Source organism: Roseateles sp. SL47, from assembly GCF_026625885.1.
GTDB lineage: Bacteria > Pseudomonadota > Gammaproteobacteria > Burkholderiales > Burkholderiaceae_C > Roseateles.
Genome location: NZ_CP113068.1, coordinates 3,710,290 through 3,734,684, shown reverse-complemented (window position 1 = coordinate 3,734,684; position 24,395 = coordinate 3,710,290). Strand labels below are relative to the sequence as shown.

The window sequence follows — 24,395 nt, the reverse complement described above, 5'->3', positions numbered from 1 at the left end:
GTCAACACGCGGCCCGCACCATAACACCCTCTACCGGGCGGCGCAGAAGCCGCATTGTTGACGGATTCCCCGGCCCGCTCCCAGAGCAAAAGGTCATTCGGGCTAAAAAAAAAGCGTCGCTAGGCGACGCTTTTATCAGGCTCAGCCGGTCAGGGTCTCAGCTGCGCTGAGCGCGCTTGCGCTCGTTTTCAGTCAGGAACCGCTTGCGCAGACGCACCGACTTCGGGGTGATTTCCACCAGCTCGTCGTCCTCGATGAACTCCACGCCGTATTCCAGCGTCAGTTCGATCGGGGGGGTGATCTTGATGGCGTCTTCCTTGCCGCTGACACGGAAGTTGGTCAGCTGCTTGGTCCGGGTGGCATTCACCACCAGGTCGTTGTCGCGGCTGTGGATGCCCACGATCATGCCTTCATACACCGGGTCGTTCGGCTTGACGAACATGCGGCCGCGGTCGTCCAGCTTGCCCAGGGCATAGGTGAAGATTTCACCGGCGTCCATGGAGATCAGCACGCCGTTCTTGCGGCCGGCGATGTCACCCTTGTGCGGCTCGTAGCCGTCAAAGATGTTGGAGATCAGGCCGGAACCGCGGGTCAGGTTCAGGAATTCATTGCTGAAACCGATCAGGCCACGGGCCGGGATGCGGTATTCCAGGCGCACACGGCCACGGCCGTCCGGCTCCATGTTCACCAGCTCACCCTTGCGCTCGCCCAGGGCCTGCATCACGCCGCCCTGATGGCCTTCTTCCACGTCGGCGGTCACCAGCTCGATCGGCTCGTTCTTGACGCCGTCGATGTCCTGGAACACCACACGAGGCTTGGACACAGCCAGCTCATAGCCTTCACGGCGCATGTTTTCCAGCAGGATGGTCAGGTGCAGTTCACCGCGGCCGGACACCTCAAAGATGCCGTCTTCGTCGGTTTCCTTCACGCGCAGAGCCACGTTGTGCTGCAGTTCCTTCTGCAGGCGGTCCCAGATCTGGCGGCTGGTGACGAACTTGCCTTCACGGCCGGCCAGCGGCGAGGTGTTGACGCAGAAGTTCATCGTCAGCGTCGGCTCGTCCACCTTCAGCATCGGCAGCGGCGCCGGATTGGCCGGGCTGGTCACGGTCACCCCGATACCGATCTCATCGATACCGTTGATCAGCACGATGTCGCCGGGGCCGGCTTCGGTGGCTTGCACACGTTCCAGACCCTGGAACGTCAGCACCTGGTTGATGCGGCCCTTGGTGGTCTTGCCGTCCGGACCTTCCATCACCAGCACGTCCATCGACGGCTTGAGTGTGCCCTGGCTGATGCGGCCCACGCCGATACGGCCGACGAAGGTGGAGAAGTCCAGCGCGGAAATCTGCAGCTGCAGCGGAGCGGCCGGATCACCGCTTTGCGACGGCACATGCTTCAGGATGGTGTCGAACAGGGCCGACATGTCTTCGCCCCATTTCTCGCCCGGAGCGCCCTCTTCCAGCGACGACCAGCCGTTGATGCCCGAGGCATACACCACCGGGAAGTCCAGCTGTTCATCGGTGGCGCCCAGCTTGTCGAACAGGTCGAAAGCGGCGTTGATCACGGCGTCGGGCTTGGCACCCGGCTTGTCGACCTTGTTCACCACCACGATCGGCTTCAGGCCCAGGGCCAGTGCCTTCTTGGTGACGAAACGGGTCTGCGGCATCGGGCCTTCCTGGGCGTCGATCAGCAGCACCACGCCGTCCACCATGGACAGCGCACGCTCCACTTCGCCGCCGAAGTCCGCGTGTCCGGGGGTGTCCACGATGTTGATGTGGGTGCCCTTCCAGCTGACGGCGCAGTTCTTGGCCAGGATGGTGATGCCACGTTCACGTTCGATGGCGTTGTTGTCCATCACCGTGTCGACGACCTTCTCGTGCTCGGCGAAGGTGCCGCTCTGGCGAAGGAGCTGGTCCACCATGGTGGTCTTGCCATGGTCGACGTGGGCGATGATGGCGATGTTGCGGATTTGCTTGCTCATGGTGAGGCTTTCGCTTTCGGGCTTTCTTCGGAGACTCTGAAGTTCTTGGGAATCGGTGAATCGGTCGTGCGGCCTGGGGGCTCAGCCGGCGGAAGCCTGCATGAGCATGGAGGCGATTTCGGCCGGGCTCAGCAGCCGGTCAGCGATCAGCTCGCCACCGGCAATGTGCCCGCTGCCCAGAAACGCACGCGGCATCTGGCCGTAGACCCGCACCTGCGGGGCATCGGCCAGCGCCACACGACGACGCATGCCGGAGAGGAAGCGGCCAGCCTCCTCATTGCTCAAAACCACCTCGGGCCACTCCCCCAGCAGGCTGTCGGGCGCGGTCAACTGGGCCAGGCGACGGGTGTCGTCCATGGCTTCCAGCTGTTCCAGCGTGACGGCCTGCTCGACGCTGACCGGACCACTGCCGGTCCGGCGCAGCGCCGCCAGGTGAGCCCCGCAGCCGAGGCGCTCGCCGATGTCTTCGGCCAGGGTGCGGATGTAGGTGCCCTTGGTGCAGCGCACGTCCATCACCAGCAGCGAGGCCTCAGCCTGCCACTGGACGATGTCGAGCGCATGAATCGTGATCTGGCGGGGCTGACGCTCCACCGTGATGCCTTCGCGGGCCAGCTCGTACAGGGCACGGCCCTGATGCTTGAGCGCCGAATACATCGGAGGCAGTTGGGAGATGGGACCCTTGAAGGCGTCGCAGGCCGACTGGATCTGCGCCAGCGTCACGTCCACCGGACGCCGTTGCAGCACCTCGCCCTCGCCATCACCGGTGGTGGTGGTGACGCCCAGTTGCAGGGTGGCACGGTAGCCTTTGTCCGCTTCCAGACTGACCTGGCTGAACTTGGTGGCCGCACCAAAAGTGAGCGGCAGCAGGCCGGTGGCCAACGGATCCAGGGTACCGGTATGGCCGGCCTTCTCCGCCCGCATCAGGCGTTTGACCTTCTGCAAAGCGTCATTGCTGGACAGGCCGAGCGGCTTGTCCAGCATCAGCACACCGTGGACGGCGCGCTTTTCGATCTTGGGGCGGGGAACGACGGCGTTCATGACTACTGCAACACAGCCCGGCGGGGCTGCCATTCAATCCTGGGGCGGGCGACGGACGGGCGATCAGTCTTCTTGCGTTTCATCGTCCAGCGCACGGCTGGCGTTGGCCTTGGAAATCAGGGCGCTCATTTCGGCTGCACGCTCGGTGGTGCGGTCGAAATGGAAATGCAGGCTGGGCACCGTGTGGATCTGCAGCCGCTTGAACAGCCCGTTGCGCAGGAAACCGGCCGCTTCATTCAGCGCCTCCTGCGTGTCGTCCGGGTTGCCCACCAGCAGCGAGAAATAGACCTTGGCATGGGCATAGTCCGGTGTCACCTCGACGGCGTTGACCGTGACCATACCCACACGCGGATCCTTCAGATCGCGGATCAGCTCGGCCAGATCGCGCTGGATCTGGTCCGCCACGCGCAGGCCGCGGTTAGGAATCGATCGCTTATGACGCATATCCGACCTCAATCATCCAAAACAATAAAACGGGTTTCAATCAAACACAAACCCCGCCTGACGTCCAGGCGGGGTTCTGTTGGGCCCCCAGTCACGCCGCCCCTGCCCCCAAGGGGCCCCGGGAGCGTTGGCTGAGGCGCGGTGGGTTAGAGCGTCCGAGCGACCTCTTTGATCTCGAAGAATTCCAACTGATCACCTTCGTTGATGTCGTTGTAGTTCTTGAGCTTGATACCGCACTCGAAGCCTTCGCGCACTTCCTTGACGTCGTCCTTGAGGCGCTTGAGCGACTCGACTTCGCCGGTGTAGACCACCACGTTCTCACGCAGCAGACGGAAGCGAGAGCTGCGGGTGACATGACCACTGGTGATCATGCAACCAGCCACCGTGCCGATCTTCGAAGCCACGAACACGGTACGGATCTCGGCCATGCCGATGATCTCTTCCTTCTGCTCAGGCGCCAGCATGCCAGCCATCGCCGCCTTCACATCATCCACAGCGTCGTAAATGATGTTGTAGTAACGCAGATCGACATCATTGTGCTCGGCCAGCTTGCGCGCACCGGCATCAGCACGCACGTTAAAGCCGATGACCACCGCCTTGGAGGCAATGCCCAGGTTGACGTCCGATTCGCTGATACCACCCACGGCCGCGTGCACGATCTGCACCTTGACTTCGTCGGTCGAGAGCTTGAGCAGCGAGGCTGCCAGCGCTTCCTGCGAACCCTGCACGTCGGCCTTGATGATCAGCGGCAGCGTCTGCACGTCGCCAGCCGTCATGTCGGAGAACATGTTCTCCAGCTTGGCGGCCTGCTGGCGAGCCAGCTTGACGTCACGGTACTTGCCAGCGCGGAAGGTGGCGATTTCACGGGCACGACGTTCGTCGGACAGCACCATGAATTCATCACCGGCCTGCGGCACTTCGGTCAGACCCTGGATTTCCACCGGGATGGACGGACCCGCCTCGTTGGCCGGCTTGCCGTCTTCGTCCAGCATGGCGCGCACACGGCCATAGGTCGAACCGGCCAGCACCACGTCGCCACGCTTGAGCGTACCGGACTGCACCAGCACCGTCGCCACCGGGCCGCGGCCCTTGTCCAGCTTGGCTTCGATCACCAGACCCTTGGCCAGGGAATCCTTGGCCGACTTGAGTTCCAGCACTTCAGCCTGCAGCAGCACCTGTTCCAGCAGCTCGTCGATGCCCTGGCCGGTCTTGGCCGACACCGGGACAAACGGCGAGTCACCACCGAATTCTTCCGGCACCACCTCTTCGGCCACCAGCTCGCTCTTCAGGCGCTCAGGGTTGGCATCGGGCTTGTCGATCTTGTTCATGGCCACGACGATGGGCACGCCCGCCGCCTTGGCATGGTGGATCGCTTCCTTGGTCTGCGGCATCACGCCATCGTCCGCCGCCACCACCAGGATGACGATGTCCGTGGCCTTGGCGCCGCGGGCACGCATGGCGGTGAACGCCTCGTGGCCCGGGGTGTCCAGGAAGGTGATCATGCCGCGCGGCGTATCGACGTGATAAGCGCCGATGTGCTGCGTGATGCCGCCCGCTTCGCCAGCCGCCACACGGGCGCGGCGGATGCTGTCCAGCAGCGAGGTCTTGCCGTGGTCCACGTGACCCATCACGGTCACGACCGGTGCGCGAGGCAGCAGTTCGTGCTGCGCTTCGGCGGCGGCGCCCTCTTCTTCCAGGAAGGCATCGGGATCGTCCAGCTTGGCCGGCAAGGCCTTGTGGCCCATTTCCTCGACCAGGATCATGGCGGTTTCCTGATCCAGCTGCTGGTTGATGGTGACCATCTGACCCAGCTTCATCAGGTGCTTGATGACCTCGGACGCCTTCACCGACATCTTGTGAGCCAGATCGGCCACCGAGATGGTTTCCGGCACATGCACTTCCTGGATGACCGGTTCGGTCGGTGCCACGAAGTTGGACGGAGCGCCACGGTCATTGCGGTCGCCACGGCGGCCGGCCCCCGCACCCTTGGGCGCGCGCCAGCCTGCCGGACGGGCAGCACCGGCACCCGCAGGCGCATCGGTGCGACCCTTGGCCGCGCCACCGCGCTTCTTGGCGTCATCGGCCCAGCTGGACGACAGTTTCTCGGACTTGACCGATTTCTTGTCGCCCGGCTTGGCGCCGGCACCGGCCGCAGCGGTGGTGCCAGCAGCACCCGGCGCGCCGGCCGGCTTTTTGTGAATCGTGCCCTTGATACCGGCGGCAGCAGCAGCGGCTTCCGGCTTGGGCTCTTCCTTCTTCGCGACCAGCACCTTCTTGGGTGCGTTCATCATGGCGCGAATGGCGGCCGCTTCGGCCTCGGCAGCCTTGCGGCGGCGTTCCAGTTCGGCCTGACGGGCCTTTTCGTCGGCGCCGTTGTCGGCGGCCTTGACGACTCGCAGGACCGGCTTGGCCGCCACTGCTTCAGCAGGGGCAGGCGCAGGCGCGGGAGCAGCCGCAACAGGTTTCTCGACGACCTTGTCGGCCGTTTGTTCCAAAGACTTCTCCAGGGGCTTTTCGTTGGTTTTGGCAACAGCCTTGGCCTGGGCGGCCTTGGCCTTTGCTTCCTCGGCGCGACGCGCCTCTTCTTCAGCGGCTGCCTTGGCAGCAGCTTCCGCTGCGGCGCGCGCCTCGGCCTCACGGGCCAGACGCTCTTCCTCGCGGCGCTTCTCTTCCGCTTCGCGGGCAGCCCGCTCGGCTTCCTCGCGCTCACGCATTTTGCGGGCCAGTTCCTCTTCCTGCTGACGCAGGGATTCGGCCTGAGCCTGGGCTTCTTCTTCGCGACGCTTCAGTTCGGCTTCTTCCGCAGCAGCGGCAGCAGCCTCATCCATGTTGTCGTCACGCTTTACAAACACGCGCTTCTTGCGCACTTCCACCTGGATGGTGCGAGCCTTGCCAGAGGCATCTGCCTGCTTGATCTCGCTGGTGGACTTGCGGGTCAGGGTGATCTTCTTGCGCTCGGCGCCGCCGGTGCCATGCGCAACGCGCAGGTGCTCCAGCAGACGTTCCTTGTCGCTTTCGTTGAGGGTGTCCTCGGCGGACGCCTTCTTGACGCCCGCAGCTTGAAGCTGCTCCAGCAGTGTGGTCGCAGGCCTGTTCAGCTCTGCGGCCAACTGGGCGACGGTAGTCACGGCCATTGTTGAATCCTTAAATCTTGTGTGGGCGGAGCGGTCTGGTGCGGCGCAGGGTGTTATGCGCTGAACCAGTGCTCGCGCGCCTTCATGATCAAAGCGCGTGCCGCTGCCTCGTCGAGGGAGGAAATTTCAACCAGCTCGTCCACAGCCAGATCGGCCAGGTCGTCGCGGGTGTGGATGTCACCAGAGGCCAGTTTCGCCAGCAGCTCAGGGGTGATGCCTTCGAGGTCGCGCAGGTCTTGAGACACTTCCTCGACCTTCTCTTCACGGGCGATCTCCATCGTCAGCAGAGCATCCTTGGCGCGGGTGCGCAGCTCGTTGACGGTGTCCTCGTCGAAGGCTTCGATCTCCAGCATTTCCTGCATGGGGACATAAGCGACTTCTTCGAGGCTGGCAAAGCCCTCAGCGATCAGGATGTCGGCGACCTCTTCGTCCACATCCAGCTTTTCCACAAACAGGCGACGGACCGATTCGGATTCCTCAGCCTGCTTGGCGGCCGATTCCTCGGCCGTCATGATGTTGATCTTCCAGCCGGTCAGCTCGGACGCCAGACGCACGTTCTGGCCGCCACGGCCGATGGCGATGGCGAGGTTTTCCTCGTCCACCACCACGTCCATCGCATGACGCTCTTCGTCCACCACGATGGACTGCACGTTGGCCGGAGCAAGCGCACCGATCACGAACTGGGCGGGATCTTCCGACCACAGCACGATGTCCACGCGTTCGCCGGCGAGTTCGTTGGTCACGCCGTTGACACGCGAGCCACGCACGCCGACGCAGGTGCCGATCGGGTCCACACGCTTGTCATGCGAGACCACGGCGATCTTGGCGCGGCTGCCGGCATCGCGGGCGCAGCTCTTGATCTCCAGCAGGCCCTGTTCAATCTCAGGAACTTCCTGGGCGAACAGCTCTTTCATGAACTCCGGCGCCGAGCGCGAGAGCATGATCTGCGGGCCCCGCTGGGTGGGGTCCACGCCCAGGATGACGGCGCGAACGCGGTCACCGGTGCGCAGGTTTTCCTTGGGGATCATTTCGCCGCGCTTAAGGCGGCCTTCCACCCGGCCGGACTCGGCAATGATGTCGCCCTTGTCCAGGCGCTTGACCGTACCCACGAAGATCTTTTCGCCGCGCGACATGAAGTCGTTCAGCAGTTGCTCGCGCTCGGCGTCGCGGATCTTCTGCAGGATCACCTGCTTGGCGGCCTGGGCACCGATCCGGCCGATGGGCACGGATTCCACGCCTTCTTCGATGTGGTCGTCCACCTCGATGTCGGCAATCTGCTCCTGCGCTTCAAACAGCAGGATCTCGGCATCGGCGTTCTGCAGGCCGGCCTCGTTGGGCACCACATGCCAGCGGCGGAAGGTCTCGTACTCGCCGGTGTCGCGGTCAATGGCCACACGGATGTCGACCTCGCCGCCATACAACTTCTTGGTGGCCGAAGCCAGTGCCGCTTCCACGGCACCAAACACCACGTCGCGCTCCACGCTCTTCTCGCGCGAAATGGCGTCCACCAGCATCAACAGTTCGCGGTTCATTGATCGAGACCTCCGTCAACCTTGTCATCCGTTTGCCGGGTCTTGGCATTGCTCTTCTTCTTCGATGCTTTCGCAGCCTTCGAAGCCTGGGGCGCCAAACCCGTCTTTTCCAACTTGCCCGCCGAAGGGCCTGCGCCCGCCGGGGTTTTGCCGCCAGGCGCTGCCGCCGGACGACCCTTGAAACTGATCTGTGGGACCAGCTTGGCCGAGCGCACCTCGTCCAGGCTGAAGTCGAGCGCCTGCTCCTGCTTGCCGTCGCTGAAGATCACGCGCCAGTCCGAGGCGGGTGCAGCGAAATCAGGGGCGGCGTCATCGGGCGTGGCCAGCACACCGCGGTATTTCTTGCGGCCCTGGAAGGCTTCACGCAAGGTGATTTCCACTTCCATGCCGTGGAAACGGGCGTAATCGATCGGGTGATTCAGCGGGCGATCCATGCCAGGGGTGGACACTTCCAGCCGCTGGTAATCGCACTCTTCCACTTCCAGCACGTAGCGGAGCTGGCGCGTCACGCGTTCGCAGTCTTCCACATTCACGGCCGTTTCCGGCTCCTGCCAGGTCACCGTGCCGTCTTCGGCAGCTTGCTGAACAAGGGGTTTGTCGATGTAGACGCGTAGCAAGCCTCCGGCGCTGCGTTCGCAGCCCACCACCTCGTAACCCAGCCCGGTCACGGTTTTTTCAACAACGGCTTGCCAGCTCAAACTCATCAACGACTTATCTACCTTGTAAAGATCTTGTGAGACGACTCGGGGAGCACCACCTTAGCGGCTCACTTCCAGCGACCACCTTCTCACACCAACAACGGACAAGCAAAAAAAATGGGCTGGATGAATCCGCCCACTCCATACGCTTTCGCGTCCGTTTAGTGCAATTTCGCGTGAATCTGGGGTGCACCTAGCATGCATCTTGGCTACACCGGATACACCACCGGGCACACACCTCCGCGTTCACAACGCGCTCACTGCAATCAGTGAAGCCGCAAGTGTACTATGCAAACACTATGCCGACAAGGCGCAGCAGCATCCGGTGTGCTTGCATGCGAGAATCCTGGCCTCTCTCGAATCCATGAATACCAGGAGCAGACATGGGATTTCTCGCTGGAAAGCGACTGCTGATCACGGGCGTGCTGTCCAACCGTTCCATCGCCTATGGCATCGCCAAGGCCTGCCATCGCGAAGGCGCTGAGCTGGCTTTCAGCTACGTAGGTGAGCGCTTCAAGGACCGCATCACCGAGTTTGCCGCTGAATTTGGCTCCTCGCTGGTGTTTGACTGCGACGTGGGCGACGACGCCCAGATCGAGCGCATGTTCGCCCAACTCGGTGAACACTGGCCGGAGTTTGACGGTTTTGTGCATTCCATCGGCTTCGCGCCGCGTGAGGCCATTGCCGGGGACTTCCTGGACGGCCTGTCGCGCGAGAACTTCCGCATTGCGCACGACATTTCCGCCTACAGTTTCCCGGCCATGGCCAAGGCAGCCCACGCCCGCCTGCGCCCCGGTTCAGCCCTGCTGACCCTCTCGTATCTGGGCGCCGAGCGTTATGTGCCCAACTACAACACCATGGGCCTGGCCAAGGCCTCGCTGGAAGCCAGCGTACGGTATCTGGCCTACAACCTGGGGGCGAAGAACATCCGGGTCAACGGCATCTCCGCTGGCCCCATCAAAACCCTGGCCGCCTCCGGCATCAAGGACTTTGGCAAGCTGCTGAACCAGTTCGCAGCCACCACCGCCATCCGTCGCAACGTCACCATCGAGGATGTGGGCAATACCGCCGCATTCCTGATGTCCGACCTGTCGGCCGGCATCAGCTCGGAAATCATTTATGTAGACGGCGGTTTCAGCCACAGCGCGTTGGCTGGCACCGAATAATCCGAACCCACCAAGAAAAATGGCCTCCTTGTTGGAGGCCATTTTTTTATCTGGAGGGGTAAAAGAACGTCGTACACCAGCCGTCAACCGCTGAACCGGCGTCAGACAGGGGCGCCGCATCGCCCCCTTCCTGGCCTCTTCCCTGCCCTTCCCCGCTCCACGTCTGGATCCGGCTTCAGGCTTCAGAACCGTTTCAGAACCGCTGCACCGCTCTGATTCAGCCGCCCACCACGCAATCCACGTAATAGCGCGAACGACCGTCCTCGCCCTTCTCTGCCACCAGACCATGCACATCGGTGGCAAAGCCTGGGAACTTGGCGTTGAAGTCACGGGTGAACTTCAGATACTCGACGATCTTGCGGTTGAAGCGCTCGCCCGGGATCAGCAGCGGGATGCCCGGGGGGTATGGCGTCAGCAGCGCGGTGGTCACGCGGCCCTCCAGATGGTCGATCTCCACCCGCTCCGTCTTGCGATGGGCGATATGCGCATACGCATCGCTGGGCTTCATGGCCGGCTCCAGGTCCGACAAATACACCTCGGTCGTCAGGCGGGCGATATCCCCGGATGCATACGCCTCATGGATGCTCTGGCAGAGGTCGCGCAGCCCCATGCGTTCATAACGCGGGAAAGCCGCCACGAATTCCGGCAGGATGCGCCAGATCGGCGCATTGCGGTCGTAGTCGTCCTTGAACTGCTGCAGCGCCGTCAGCAACGTGTTCCAGCGTCCCTTGGTGATGCCGATGGTGAACATGATGAAGAACGAGTACAGCCCCGTCTTCTCCACCACCACCCCATGCTCGGCCAGGAACTTGGTCACGATGCTGGCCGGGATGCCGGTCTTGGCAAACTTGCCGCTCATGTCCAGCCCAGGCGTGATGATGGTGGACTTGATCGGGTCCAGCATGTTGAAGCCGTCTTCGATCGGGCCGAAACCGTGCCACTTCTCGTTGGTCTTCAACATCCAGTCAGCGGGCTTGCCAACGCCCTCCCCGGCGAGCTTTTCGGGGCCCCAGACCTTGAACCACCAGTCCTTGCCGTAGTCCTTCTCCACCTTGCGCATGGCGCGGCGGAAGTCCAGCGCTTCGGAGATGGACTCTTCCACCAGCGCCGTACCGCCGGGAGGCTCCATCATGGCGGCGGCCACGTCGCAGCTCGCGATGATCGAGTATTGCGGGCTGGTGGACGTGTGCATCAGGTAGGCTTCATTGAACAGATGCCGATCCAGCTTCACATTCTGTGAATCCTGCACCAGCACCTGAGACGCCTGCGAAATCCCGGCCAGCAGCTTGTGGGTGGACTGGGTGGCATACACCATGGCCGTCTTGGGCCGCGCGCGGTGCTTGCCCATGGCATGGTAGGAGCCATAGAAGCTGTGGAACGCGGCATGCGGCAGCCAGGCTTCGTCGAAGTGCAGCGTGTCGATCCAGCCGTCCAGCTTGCTCTTGATGGTTTCGGTGTTGTAGAGCACGCCGTCATAGGTGCTCTGCGTCAGCGTCATGATGCGCGGCTTCACCGTCTTCGGATCCACCCCGGCCAGCAGCGGATTGCGGGCAATCTTCTTGCGGATGGTCTCCGGCTCGAATTCCTGCTCCGGAATCGGGCCGATGATGCCGTAGTGGTTGCGCGTGGGCGTCATGAAGACCGGCACCGCGCCGGTCATGATGATGCTGTGCAGGATGCTCTTGTGGCAGTTGCGATCCACCACCACCACATCCCCGGGCGCCACCGTGTGGTGCCAGACCATCTTGTTGGAGGTGGACGTGCCGTTGGTGACAAAGAAGCAATGGTCCGCATTGAAGATGCGGGCGGCATTCTTCTCGCTCTCGGCCACCGGGCCGGTGTGGTCCAGCAACTGGCCCAGTTCTTCCACGGCATTGCAGACGTCGGCGCGCAGCATGTTCTCGCCAAAGAACTGGTGGAACATCTGGCCCACCGGGCTCTTCAGGAAGGCCACGCCACCGGAATGCCCCGGGCAATGCCAGGAGTAGGACCCGTCCTGCGCATAGTCCATCAGCGCCTTGAAGAAGGGAGGCGCCAGCCCGTCCAGGTAGCTCTTGGCTTCACGGATGATGTGGCGGGCCACAAATTCCGGGGTGTCCTCGAACATATGGATGAAGCCATGCAACTCACGCAGCACGTCGTTCGGCAAATGCTGGGAGGTGCGGGTTTCTCCATACACATAGATCGGGATGTCCGCATTCTTGAAGCGGATCTCCTGAATGAACTTGCGCAGGTTCAGCACGGCCGGGTCCAGCTCGGGCCCGGAACTGAATTCTTCGTCGTCGATCGACAGGATGAAGGCGCTGGCCCGGCTCTGTTGCTGGGCGAACTGACTCAGGTCGCCATAGCTGGTGACGCCCAGCACTTCGAAGCCTTCCTTCTGGATGGCGTCGGCCAGGGCGCGGATGCCCAGACCCGAGGTGTTCTCGGAGCGGTAGTCCTCGTCAATGATGACGATGGGGAAGCGGAAACGCGGCGTCATGGGGCCTCCGGCGAAGCGGGGTCAAACAGGAAAGGCGCGAAGTGTAGGGCCAACCCCAGGTCACGCAAGTGTCCGGTGGTCTTTAAGCCGAAACTATGCCGTGAACGTCGCACAAACAGGACGTTCAACACCCCCAGCCCATCACCCCAAGGGAGGATAGGAAGAAGCCCCGTTCGGCGCGGCCCGAGGCGTACACTTTCTTTCATCAATACAACAGGGATGCTTGAAACATCCGGAGGCTGACATGGACTGGAGCCTGTCCACCTGGTGGTGGGTGGTGTGCGGCGGCTTGATCGCGGCGGAACTCGCCAGCGGCACCACGTTTTATCTGCTGATGCTCGCCCTGGGCGCAGCCGCAGCGGCGCTGGCGGCACATGTCGGCCTGGATTTCAGCCTGCAGATGGTGCTGGCCGCCGTGGTGGGTGGCGGCGCGGTCACCTGGTGGCACCGGCGCCAGGTCCGCCACCCGCGTATTCCGGCCACGGCCAATCCGAATGTGAATATGGATGTGGGCCAGAGCCTGGATGTCCATCACTGGCGGGCGGACGGCACGGCCGAGGTGAAGTATCGCGGCGCGGCCTGGCAGGCCCGCTTTATCGGCAACGGCGCTCCGCATTCCGGGCGTCATGTCATCCGCGCGGTGGAAGGGGCCTGCCTCATGCTGGAAGCCGCCTGATCGCCAGACCCACGGCAGACCCACGCCGAAGGTCGCGCAGCACGGCCCCTGGCGCAGGCCGCCAGGCCCACACCGCAGCGGGCGACATGCGCCCACCGGTGTGTCGCGGGGCTGCCATCGCCGGCTCATGGTCAGGCCTGCAGCGCTACAGCGCCAGCCTCGCGCGAGCCCGCAGCCTCACAGGCATCGGTGAACACGTGCGCTGGGTCCTGGCATCTTGATCTTGTGTGTTGTGTGTTGTGCCTGTGGTCTCTCTACTTTTTAGAGGAGTTTGAGTTTCATGGAAATCGTTGCACTGGTTCTGCTGATTGTGGTGGTGGTCTTCATCATCCGCTCGGTCAAGGTCGTCCCCCAGCAGAACGCCTGGGTGGTGGAACGCCTGGGGCGCTACCACGCCACGCTCACGCCCGGCCTCAACATCCTGGTGCCGTTTGTGGACCGGCTGGCCTACAAGCATTCGCTGAAAGAAATTCCGCTGGATGTCCCCAGCCAGATCTGCATCACCAAGGACAACACCCAGCTGACGGTGGACGGCATTCTGTACTTCCAGGTGACTGACGCCATGCGCGCCAGTTATGGCTCCAGCAACTACATCGTGGCCATCACGCAGCTGGCGCAGACCACCCTGCGCTCGGTCATTGGCCGCATGGAACTGGACCGTACCTTCGAAGAGCGGGACATCATCAACAGCGCCGTGGTGCAGGCACTGGACGAGGCCGCGCTGAACTGGGGCGTGAAGGTGCTGCGTTATGAAATCAAGGACCTGACCCCGCCCGCCGAAATCCTGCGCTCGATGCAGGCCCAGATCACGGCCGAGCGTGAAAAGCGTGCGCTGATCGCCGCCTCCGAAGGCCGCCGCCAGGAGCAGATCAACATCGCCACCGGTGAGCGGGAAGCTGCCATCGCCCGCTCCGAAGGCGAGAAGCAGGCCGAAATCAACAAGGCCCAGGGTGAAGCCGCCGCCATCACGGCAGTGGCCGACGCCAGCGCCGACGCCATCCGAAAAATTGCCGCCGCCATTCAACAACCGGGCGGTGAAGATGCGGTGCAGTTGAAGGTGGCCGAAAAGGCCGTCGAGGCCTTCGCGCAACTGGCCCAGAAGAACAACACCATGATCGTGCCGGGCAACATGAGCGAGGTGTCGGGCCTCATCGGCACGGCGATGGCGCTGTTCAAGAACGGAAAAAAGAATTTGTGATGAGAACTTTCTTTTCACTCTCAAAAACTGCGCTATGATGGCGGGCTTCGGAGAGATGGATGAGTGGTTTAAGTCGCACGCCTGGAAAGCGTGTGTGGGTTAATAGCCCACCGCGGGTTCGAATCCCGCTCTCTCCGCCACACACCTGAGCAAACCCCGGTAGACGAAAGTCTTCCGGGGTTTTTTCTTTTTGATGTCCTTCATTGTGTTCTTGATGAAGACATCGCGCACTCCTATTCTCGCGACACAAGCTTGATGGCTCGGGCACGCACCCTGCCCCCCCATCGCGCTCCACGCAGAACACAAGGAGATCCGCATGAAGCAACGCCATTGGCTGGCCACATCCCTGCTTGCACTCTGCCCGATGATGGGCGCCTGGGCGGCGGACACCACCGTGACGCTCAAGTTGGCCACGCCGCAAGGCGACGGCCAGACGGTGGGCACGGTGCGCATTGTTGAAACGCGTTATGGCCTGGTGTTTTATCCGCAGCTGAACAATCTGCCACCGGGCCTGCACGGTTTCCATGTGCATGCCAATCCCTCCTGCGCCCCCGGCATGAAAGACGGCAATCCTGTCACGGCCGACCGCGCGGGTGGCCACATGGATCCGGACAAAAGCGGTCGCCATGGGGAACCCTGGGGCGAAGGCCATCTGGGTGACCTGCCCGCGTTGTATGTCGATCCGCAAGGCAATGCCACCAACCCCGTCCTGGCGCCGCGCCTGATGCGTCTGCTGGACGTGAAACAACATGCACTGATGGTCCATGCGGGCGGCGACAACCACGCCGACCATCCCGCGCCGCTGGGTGGTGGCGGGGTTCGGGTGGCGTGCGGCGTCATCGAATAACGCCCACCCCACCGCGCAGCATCGGCCGTGCCCAGTGCGGCAGGCGCAGGGGGCTCCTGATCCCCACTCAGCTCCTTCGGGAGCCGTTTCCTTTGATTTCGACTGGGCACGGCAATTGCCATTGAAACGGCCCGTTGCAGAAGTTGAACAAAGGAACACATCATGAGCCGCACAACCGCCTCCGTCTTCATGCCGGTCAATGACCAGGCCATGGCCCTGCAGCGTCACCTGCTGCAGTGCGCGAAGGCTCGCAGCCGCTGGTTCGGCCTGTCCGCATGGGCCGAGCGCCTGCACGGCATGATCCTGCCGCGGCTCGTCACGACCGCCGCCCTTGCCAGCCTGACCCTGGCCGTGCTGGTGCATTGGCTATGAGCCAGGAGGCGACGGCGTCGGATCGGGCGCCATCGCCCACAACACCGGAGATCAAGGAAGAACTGGCCCTGCTGGACCCCGCCCTCGGCGCACTGGAGCCCCCGGTGCGCTCGGTGCTGTTCGGCGCTGCGCGTTTTGAACAGCATGGCCGCAGTCTGGCCCGTGCGCAGGCCGTCCAGGGCACGGCCGGCGCCAGCCAGTTCTTTCCGCGCCTGGATGACAACCTGTCGATGCTGCAGCAGGCCCGGCGCCTGATCGAAAAGCGTTCGAGGGACTATCGCCACCTCGGCGCCGCCGGCAAATGGCTGCTGGACAACGCCACCCTGATCGACGAGCAGACCCATCAGGTCCGCCGCGGCTTGCCGCGCAGCTTTTTCCGGCTGCTGCCGCGCCTGCGGGATGAACCGCTGGCGGGGCTGCCGCGCATCTACGGCATTGCCTGGGCCTGGGTGGCCCACACCGATGGCGGCTTCGACATTGAGCTGCTCACCCGCTACCTGCGCGCCTATCAGGAAGAGCGTCCGTTGTCGCTGGCGGAGCTGTGGGCCCTGCCAACCACCTTGCGGGTGGTGCTGGTGGAAAACCTGCGCCGTCTGGCTGAGCGTTTTGCCACCTTGCAGGGGGCCCGCGACGTGGTGCACCACTGGTATGACGGCAACCCTGCCAAGACCGGCCTGGACGCTGTCACCGAGCTCGAACCCCGCATGCGCGAACGCGGTGTGCTGGAAGCCTTCTGGCTGCAGTTGGATCATCGCCTGGAAGAGTTGCCGTCCGAGCTGGGCGGCGCACTGCGCGCCTGGCTCAGCACCCGGCTGCCGACACCGTCGCAGGTCCTTGCGCTGCAGCAGGACGAATCCATCCGCGACCTGCAAAGCATCCGCAATGCCATCACCGCCCTGCGCCGCATCGACCAGACCGATTGGCGCCGGCTGGTACTGGCCGTGAGCCCGGTGATGCAGACGCTGGCGCAATCGCCGGTGTATGCGGCGGAGGCCAGTGACACGCAGGACCTGACCCTGCATGAAATCGAACAACTGGCCCGCAAATCGGGCCGCAGTGAACTCGAGGTGGCGCAGCAGCTGCTCGCCCTGACCCGCAAGGCTGACGTCGGCCAGGCGCCGCTGGACGCTGACCGCCGCAGCGCACCCATCTACTGGTGGCGCGGCGAAGGCCGGCCGCAGTTGCTCGCCGCACTGGGCCTGCCCACACGCGGCTTCTGGCCGGTGCAACCGGCACGCGGTGAACGCTGGGCCGCCGCCGCGTATCTTTGCGGACTGATGGCGCTGAGCACCGTGGTGCTGCTGTGGCTGATCGGCCGCATGCGGCCGGAACTGGCGGTGGGCTGGCAGGTGCTGATCGCGGTACTGGCCGCCGGACCGATCAGCGAAGCCGTGGTGGCCCTGACCAACCGCTGGATCAGCGAACTGGCCCATCCCGTGCGGCTGCCGCGCCTGGATCTCTCCGACGGCATTCCCGCCTCGGAAAGCACGCTGGTGGTGATGCCGGTGATGTTCCCCGCCGCTACATCAGTGGCGCCCTTGTGCGCCCAGCTGGAGCAGCACTATCTGGCCAACCGCGAACCGCTGGCCCGGTTCGCGCTGCTGGGCGATTTCGCCGATGCCTACGAGGAACATCGTGAGGCGGATGAACAGATTCTCGCCGCCGCCGTGCAGGCCGTGACGGCCCTGAACGACCGCCATGGCACCCTGGCCGACGGCCACCCGCGTTTCCTGCTGCTGCACCGCCCGCGCACCTGGTGCGCGACCGAGCGCAAGTGGATCGGCTGGGAGCGCAAGCGAGGCAAGCTGGAACAACTGGTCGAATGGCTGCATGCGCCGGAACGCCCCACGCCCTTTGTGGATCTCGGCCCCATCTCGATGGCGGGCGCCGGTGTGCGCCACCTGATCACCCTGGACAGCGACACCGACATGCCGCCCGGGCGCCTGCGCGCGCTGGTGGGCACCGCTGCCCATCCGATGAACCGCCCACGCCTGTCGGCCGACGGCCTTCGCATCGTGGAGGGTTACGCCATCCTGCAGCCACGGGTGCTGGCGCCGATGCCGGACGATCACCAGGGCACACCCTACCACCGCCTGTTTGGCGGCCAGTTCGGCATTGACCCCTACAGCGCGGTCAGTTCAGAAATCTTCCAGGACCTGTTTGGAGAAGGCAGCTTCACCGGCAAGGGCCTGATCGATGTGGCGGCGGCCCACGCGGTGCTGTCGGGCAGGCTGCCGGAAGGCCAGGTGCTGAGCCATGACCTGCTGGAAGGCAGCATGGCCCGCTGCGCGGGTGTGTCCGACATCACCGTGGTGGAAGACTCCCCCATGCATGCGGATGCGGCCCATGCCCGGCTGCACCGCTGGACCCGCGGCGACTGGCAACTGCTGCCCTTCCTCTTCAATGCCCGCCGATATCGCCTTGGCGCCATCAACCGCTGGAAACTGCTGGACAACCTGCGCCGCTCCCTGGTGGCGCCATTGTCGCTGGGGCTGCTGCTGGCGGTGCTGGTCACCGACGCGCTGCCGCTGGGCCTGACGCTGACTCTGGTGGCGGCGGCCTTCAGCATCGGCCCCCTGGTGGGTGCGCTGGCGGGCTTGGTGCCCAGCCGCGACGGCCTGGCGCTGCGCCATTTCTACCGCGAAACCGGGGCCGACCTCGGCCGCGCCGTGGCCCTGGCGGCCTGGCACGTGGCCCTGCTGCTGCATCTGGGCCTGCTCTACCTCGACGCCATCGGCCGGGCCTTGTGGCGCCAGACGGTGACCCGCCGCCACCTGCTGGAGTGGACCACCGCCGCCGCCGCGCAGGCGGCCGCCCGGCATGAACTGCCCGCCCTGATGGTGCAGCATCTGCGGGTGCCCGCCACCGCCATCGTGCTCGGCCTGCTGCTGGCCTGCGCCGAACTGCTGGGTGCGCCCGTCCATGGCATGGCTGCCTTCTGGCTGCTGCTGATCTGGGGCCTATCGCCGCTGTGGATCTGGTGGGCCAGTCGCCCTCGCCCTGCCCTGCACGACCCCCAGCCGATGCTGGACCCGCAGGGCCGCGACTATCTGTGGCAGTTGGCCCGGGACACCTGGCGCTTTTACGACCGCCATGTCGGCGCCGAAGACCACCATCTGCCCCCCGACAACGTGCAGCTCACGCCTCATCTGCTGGTGGCGCACCGCACCTCGCCCACCAACATCGGCATCTACCTGCTGACGGTGGCCTGTGCACGGGAACTGGGCTTCATCGGCCTGGTGAGCACGACCGAGCGTCTGCGTGCAACACTGGACACCCTGGACCGCCTGCCACGCTGGCAAGGGCACTTCTACAACTGGTACGACACCCAGACCCTGGCGGTGCTGCCGCCCGGGTATGTCTCCGCCGTGGACAGCGGCAACTGCTCCGGCCATCTGCTGGCCGTGGCGCGTGCCTGTGAAGTGCTGATCGACAGCCCGCCCGAATCCATCGCCCGCAATACGCGCCAGGCCTTGAAGCAGACACTGCACCGGCTGCGCATCCATCAACCCCCTTGGGCCACGGGCGGGCAGTTGCCCGCCAGCACGGCGCTGGTGCAGGCCTTGGCCTCGCTGGAGGTGCTGGATGCTTCCGTGGAAGAGCAGCAGGCCCTGCTGGGCACCCGGCTGCAAGCCGCCCGCGCGGAAGTGGGGGAAGCGTCGCCATGCGGTGTGGATGCCGATGGCAGGCCGCTGCCAGTGGACGAGCACCAGACCGGACTGGACACGCCCCTGCATTGGCTGGTGCGCGACCTGATCGCCCAGTTGGAGTCCTACTGGCGGGACCAGGGCGCCGCCCTGGCCCAGGCCCGGGAGCAACTGCGCGCGTTGGCCGACCGTGCGCGCCGCCTGGCCCTGGAGGCCGACTACCGCCCGCTGTTCGACCCCGAGCGCCGCCTGCTGCGCATCGGTTGGCGGGCCGACGCACAGCAACTGGACGACAACCACTACGATCTGCTGGCCAGCGAAGCCCGCCTGACCAGCCTGGTGGCGATTGCCAAGGGTGACCTGCCCCCCGAGCATTGGCGCTCGCTCGGCCGACCGTTCTTTGCACGGGACACACGTGATGCCTCACTGGGCCTGAAGTCCTGGTCCGGCTCGATGTTTGAATACCTCATGCCCTCGCTGGTGCTGCGCGAACCCGCCGCCAGTGCGCTGGGCCGCGCCATCCGCACCGCCGTGGCGGAGCAGCAGTCGGAAGCACAGGGCCGCCACACGCCGTGGGGCATTTCGGAATCGGCCATTGCCGGGCAGGACCACACCCTCGCCTATCAATACGGCCCACAAGGCGTGCAGAGTTTGGCGCTGGCCCGACTGTCCAATGAAGAGCGCGTGCTGGCGCCCTATGCCGCCGTGATGGCCAGCGTGTTGGCGCCATCGGCGGTGGTGCGCAACCTGCAGGACTTCGAGCGGCTCGGTGCGCGCGGCAGTTTCGGCTTCATCGAATCGGTCGACTACACACCACAGCGCCAGACCGCCGGCACGCCCTTCACCCTGGTGCAGACCTACATGGCCCACCACCAGGCCATGGGCTTTGTGGCGCTGACCAACGTGCTGGCCGATGAAGCGCCGCGCCGCTGGCTGATGAGCGACCCGCACATCAAGGCGGTGGCCACGCTGCTGCATGAACGCGCGCCGCGCGAGGTGGCGCCGCTGGCCCTGCCACCGCTGGACGTGCTGCCGCGCCGACGCGAGCTGCGCAAGACCCGCATGGTGCGTGAGACCGAGCCGCTGAACGACAGCCTGCCGCTGACGCACATGCTGACCAACGGCCGTTATGCGGTGGTGCTGCGCAGCCACGGTGGCGGCTACAGCAGTTGGGATGGCACCGCCGTCACCCGTTGGCGGGACGACCTGCTGCGTGACCAGCATGGCCAGTTCCTGTTCCTGCGGCGCAGCGGCGAGGCGGACTGGTTCAGCGCCAGCGCCCGCCCCGCCCCCGACCCGCGCGCCAGCTATCACTGCCGCATGCAGGCAGAGCGGGTGCTGTATGAAACCCGTTGGCCGGACCTGCGCAGTTGCACCACCGTCTGGGTCAGCCCGGAAGATGACTGCGAACTGCGCCAGGTGGAGCTCTGCAACACCGGCAAGGAAGCCCTCAGCATCGAGCTACTCTCCTGCTTCGAAGCCACACTGGCCCAGCAACGCGGCGACGAGGCCCATCCGGCCTTCTCCAACCTGTTCATCCAGGCGCGCTGGGATGACCGGGAACATGCGCTGCATCTGCGCCGCCGGCCGCGCCTGTTAAACGAAGCCGCCCTGCGAGCGGTGTTCTTCCTGGTACCGGACAACGACCCCACCCTGCATGCCGGCCAACCGCCGCGCGTCACCCTGCCGGTCGGCCCCACGGCCACCATCCGCGAAGTGACGCCCGTGGCCGACCGTGGCCGCTGGCTGGGCCGCTACGGCAGCACCACCCGACCGGCCGGCGATGCCGGAGTGACCGTGGTCGATGATGAGGCCGATGTCACCTCGGCCGGAGAACCCGGCCGCCTGCTGGACACCGGCCTCGACCCAGTGGCCGGCATCCGCGTGCGGGCGGACATTCCAGCGGGGGCCACCCTGCGGATGACCTTCTGCACCGCCGCCTCGCGCGACCTGGACCAACTGGCCGCCCTGGTGGACAAGTACCGCCAGACCGCACATTTGGAGCGCAGCGCCGCCATGTCTCACACCATGGGTGGCATCCGGCTGCGGGAACTGCAGTTCGACACCGCCACCTGGGGCTCGCTGCTGCAGCTCAATACCCTGATCACCGGCCAGGCGGCCCGCGAGCCGCTGCATGCGCGCGAAACGCTGGGCCGCTGTGACCGACGCCTGCTCTGGCGCTTTGGCATCTCCGGTGACCGCCCGCTGGTGGCGGTGCAGATCAGCGGCGAGGAAGGCCTGGACCTGGTGCGCGCACTGAAGAAGGCCTTGCGCATGTGGAGTGCGCATGCGGTGGGGGTGGACCTGGTGGTGCTGAACGAAGAGCCGGCGTCTTATTTCGCGCCGGTGCAGCAGGTTCTTCAGCAGTTGCAGGCCCGGCTGGAGAGCCAGCATCACGGCCGCCCGACGCATCTGCGCTCCGCCCTGCATGTGCTGCGGGAAAACGACCTCTCCCCCGACGAGCGTTTCACCCTCAACACCCTCACGCGCATTCGACTGCAGGCCGATGGCCGCAGCCTGGCGCAGCAGGTCGAGCGCTGGCTGGAGGACATGCACCCGGCCGACGGCGTCCCGCGCCTGATGGTGCCGCAGACCTTGCCCCGCCGACCGGACCCGGCCCAGGTCGCGCGTGCGCCGGAGGGCTTGTTCGACCCGTCCCACGGGGGCTTTGGTTTTGAGGTCTCCCCGAGCCGCCATCCGTCCCGTCCCTGGGTGAATGTGCTGGCCAATCCGGACTTTGGCTGCCAGGTCACCGACATCGCTGCGGGCTACACCTGGGCCGGCAACAGCCGCATGCATCAGATCACGCCATGGTCCAACGATCCGCTGCTGGACCCGCCCGGTGAATGGCTACTCCTGCACGACCTGGACCAGTCCAGGGTCTGGTGCCTGGGCCGACATGTGCTGGAGGGCGCCCCGCTGCAGGTGGAACACGGCATCGGCTACAGCCGCATTCGCCAGCAGTTGGACGATCTGGACATCAAGCTGAGCTGGTGTGTGGACCGCGACGCCCCGGTGAAGCAGTTGCAGGTGGAGATCCGCAGCCACGGCCGCCAGCGCCGCCATCTGCGGCTGGTGGCCATGGCCGAATGGCAGATGGGCAGTGCCCGCAGCGAGCGGCTGTCGGTGACCACCCGCGCCGATTGGCTGACGGTTGGGCCGCTGGGCGCAGGTCTACCGCAGCCGGAACGGGCCTTGTCGCTGTGTGCCACCCAGCTCGATGAATTGGGTGGGTTCGGCCATGCCACGGCTGCCCTGAGCCTGCGCCCCCGCCAACCGGCGGATCGCGGCATGGGGCAGGAACCGTCCGCCCGCGTGCGGCTGGACACCCAGGACTGGACCTGCGACCGCCGCGAGTTCTTTGATGCCTCCGGCCGTCTGGTGGTGCCCGGCGCGCTGGGCCGCCGCTGCGGCGGCGGGCTGGACGCCTGCGCGGCGCTGGCTGCCCGCATGGAGATCGACCCGGGGCAGACCGGCGCCGTGGCCGTGCTGCTGGGCCATGCGGCCTCACCGCAGGCCAATCATGAACTGATGGAGGCGGCCTGGGCGGTGGACCCAGCCGAACGGCTGCAGCGCCAGTGTGCGCAGTGGCCGGAGCTGCTGGGCGGCCGTCAGGTGCGCACACCCGATCCACGCTTCGATGCGCTGACCAATTTCTGGCTCCCCTACCAGACGCTGGTCTGCCGCATGTGGGCACGGGCCGGCTTCTATCAGGCCGGGGGTGCGTTTGGTTATCGAGACCAGTTGCAGGACGCCATGGCCCTGACGGATGTGGCCCCACAACTGCTGGCCGATCAACTGCGGCGCAGCGCGGCCCGCCAGTTCCCGGAGGGCGACGTGCAGCATTGGTGGCATGAACCGGGTGGTGCCGGCGTCCGCACGCATTTCTCGGACGACCGCCTGTGGCTGCCCTATGCACTGGCCCACTATGTGGCCCGGACGGGGGACCTGTCCCTGATGGACGATCAGGTGCCTTTCCTCGTGGGCCAGCAGGTCCCCGAAGGTGCCGAGGACATCTACGAGACGCCGCGCACCGACGGGCCGATGGCCTCGGTGTATGAGCATGCCGCTCGCGCCATCGACCGCAGCCTGGCCAGCGGTGCCCACGGGCTGCCGCTGTTCGGCACAGGGGACTGGAACGACGGCATGAACCGGGTCGGCCATGAGGGCCGGGGCGAATCGGTGTGGATGGGTTGGTTCCTCTGCCAGGTCATCGAGACCTTTGCGCCGCTGGCCATGGCCCGGGGCGAGACGGAACGTGCCCAGCGCTGGACCTCGACCCGCGACGGCTGGGTGAAGGCGCTGGACGGCCCGGGCTGGGATGGCCAGTGGTACCGGCGCGGCTTCTTCGACGACGGCTCGCCCCTCGGGTCCGCAGCCAATCCGGAATGCAAGATCGATCTGATCGCGCAGAGCTGGGCGGTGCTGACCGAAGCGGCCGATGAAACCCATGCCCGCCAGGCCATGGCCAGCACCTGCCGCCATCTGCTGGATCCGGTCGCGCGGCTGGCGCGGCTGCTTCATCCACCGCTGGCAATGGCCGAGCCGAGTGCCGGCTACATCCAGTCCTATGCACCGGGGGTGCGGGAGAACGGCGGCCAATACAACCATGCGGCGGTCTGGGCGCTGATGGCCCTGGCCAAGCTGGGCCAGCGCGAGACCCTGTGGCAGGTCTACACCGGCCTCAGCCCGGCCCATCGATGGGCCGATCCGCGCCTGGGACCGGTCTATGCCATCGAGCCCTACGTGATGGCGGGGGACATCTATTCCCATGCGCCCTGGGTCGGCCGCGGCGGATGGAGTTGGTACAGCGGCTCCGCCGGCTGGCTGCTGCGGGCCTCGCTGGAATCCATCTGCGGTGTGGTAGTGGAGCAAGGCCGACTGCGAGTGCGTGCCTGCCTGCCGGCGCACTGGGACTGGGCGGAGGTGCGGCTCAAGCATGAGGACCGCTGGTTCCGTGTGATCGTGTGTGCGCACGATACCGCCGCCCGTGCGGTGCTCACCCAAGAGCCCGGCGCGCGTCGTTTGGACGATACCGAGCCGATCGACCTGGCTCTGCTGGAGGGCGATGCGCCATTGGTCATCGTCAGCCAGGTGGCTCGGGTGCCGCTGCCGGACACCGAGCCGATGGAGGTCCCCGTGCGGCCGTGAAGAGCTGAGCGTCGCTATGAAGCCAGGCT

At 65.2% G+C, this 24,395-nt stretch carries 12 protein-coding genes, 1 tRNA gene and 1 pseudogene; 7 read left to right on the top strand and 7 right to left on the bottom strand.

Going from position 1 to position 24,395, the window contains the following annotated elements:
• Positions 1-157: 157 nt before the first annotated feature.
• The 6 genes and pseudogenes from typA to rimP form a co-directional block, all read right to left on the bottom strand.
• A complete protein-coding gene (gene typA, locus OU995_RS16500) occupies positions 158-1,981 on the bottom strand; it encodes a translational GTPase TypA (RefSeq protein ID WP_267831099.1) in 1,824 nt (607 codons plus the stop codon).
• 81 nt (positions 1,982-2,062) lie between these two features.
• Positions 2,063-3,019 carry a tRNA pseudouridine(55) synthase TruB gene (gene truB / locus OU995_RS16495; RefSeq protein WP_267831098.1) on the bottom strand — a complete coding sequence of 319 codons (957 nt, stop codon included), beginning with the start codon at positions 3,017-3,019 and terminating at the stop codon, positions 2,063-2,065.
• A 63-nt stretch (positions 3,020-3,082) separates the two neighbouring features.
• On the bottom strand, positions 3,083-3,463 hold the full coding sequence (gene rbfA, locus OU995_RS16490) for a 30S ribosome-binding factor RbfA (protein ID WP_267831097.1): 381 nt from the start codon (positions 3,461-3,463) through the stop codon (positions 3,083-3,085).
• A 146-nt stretch (positions 3,464-3,609) separates the two neighbouring features.
• On the bottom strand, positions 3,610-6,597 hold the full coding sequence (gene infB, locus OU995_RS16485; protein WP_267831096.1) for a translation initiation factor IF-2: 2,988 nt from the start codon (positions 6,595-6,597) through the stop codon (positions 3,610-3,612).
• A 53-nt stretch (positions 6,598-6,650) separates the two neighbouring features.
• Positions 6,651-8,129, bottom strand: a complete 1,479-nt coding sequence (gene nusA / locus OU995_RS16480) for a transcription termination factor NusA (RefSeq protein ID WP_267831095.1) — start codon at positions 8,127-8,129, stop codon at positions 6,651-6,653.
• Positions 8,130-8,293: 164 nt separating this feature from the next.
• A pseudogene (rimP, locus tag OU995_RS16475) lies at positions 8,294-8,827 on the bottom strand (ribosome maturation factor RimP); the annotation flags it as partial.
• A 383-nt stretch (positions 8,828-9,210) separates the two neighbouring features.
• Between rimP and fabI the strand changes: the two are divergent.
• Complete coding sequence (gene fabI, locus OU995_RS16470; RefSeq protein ID WP_267831094.1) at positions 9,211-9,993, top strand: enoyl-ACP reductase FabI; 783 nt, start codon at positions 9,211-9,213, stop codon at positions 9,991-9,993.
• A 217-nt stretch (positions 9,994-10,210) separates the two neighbouring features.
• On the opposite strand, the gene OU995_RS16465 is transcribed toward fabI, so the two are convergent.
• On the bottom strand, positions 10,211-12,475 hold the full coding sequence (locus OU995_RS16465; protein ID WP_267831093.1) for an arginine/lysine/ornithine decarboxylase: 2,265 nt from the start codon (positions 12,473-12,475) through the stop codon (positions 10,211-10,213).
• A 244-nt stretch (positions 12,476-12,719) separates the two neighbouring features.
• On the opposite strand from OU995_RS16465, the gene OU995_RS16460 reads away from it, so the two are divergent.
• The 6 genes from OU995_RS16460 to OU995_RS16435 all read left to right on the top strand — a co-directional run bounded on the left by OU995_RS16460 (position 12,720) and on the right by OU995_RS16435 (position 24,366).
• Positions 12,720-13,151 (top strand): NfeD family protein, encoded by a 432-nt coding sequence (locus OU995_RS16460; protein ID WP_267831092.1) that lies wholly within the window; start codon positions 12,720-12,722, stop codon positions 13,149-13,151.
• 280 nt (positions 13,152-13,431) lie between these two features.
• The gene (locus OU995_RS16455; protein ID WP_267831091.1) at positions 13,432-14,349 is read left to right on the top strand and encodes an SPFH domain-containing protein; all 918 of its coding nucleotides are present in this window, start codon (positions 13,432-13,434) and stop codon (positions 14,347-14,349) included.
• A 49-nt stretch (positions 14,350-14,398) separates the two neighbouring features.
• Positions 14,399-14,489, top strand: a tRNA-Ser gene (locus OU995_RS16450).
• A gap of 176 nt (positions 14,490-14,665) precedes the next feature.
• Entirely contained in the window at positions 14,666-15,196 is a 531-nt protein-coding gene (gene sodC, locus OU995_RS16445) for a superoxide dismutase [Cu-Zn] SodC (protein WP_267831090.1), read from the top strand.
• Between the two features lie 162 nt (positions 15,197-15,358).
• Positions 15,359-15,568, top strand: a complete 210-nt coding sequence (locus OU995_RS16440; RefSeq protein ID WP_267831089.1) for a hypothetical protein — start codon at positions 15,359-15,361, stop codon at positions 15,566-15,568.
• Entirely contained in the window at positions 15,565-24,366 is an 8,802-nt protein-coding gene (locus tag OU995_RS16435) for a GH36-type glycosyl hydrolase domain-containing protein (RefSeq protein WP_267831088.1), read from the top strand. The genes OU995_RS16440 and OU995_RS16435 overlap by 4 nt, the downstream gene beginning before the upstream one ends.
• The last annotated feature ends 29 nt before the right edge of the window (positions 24,367-24,395 follow it).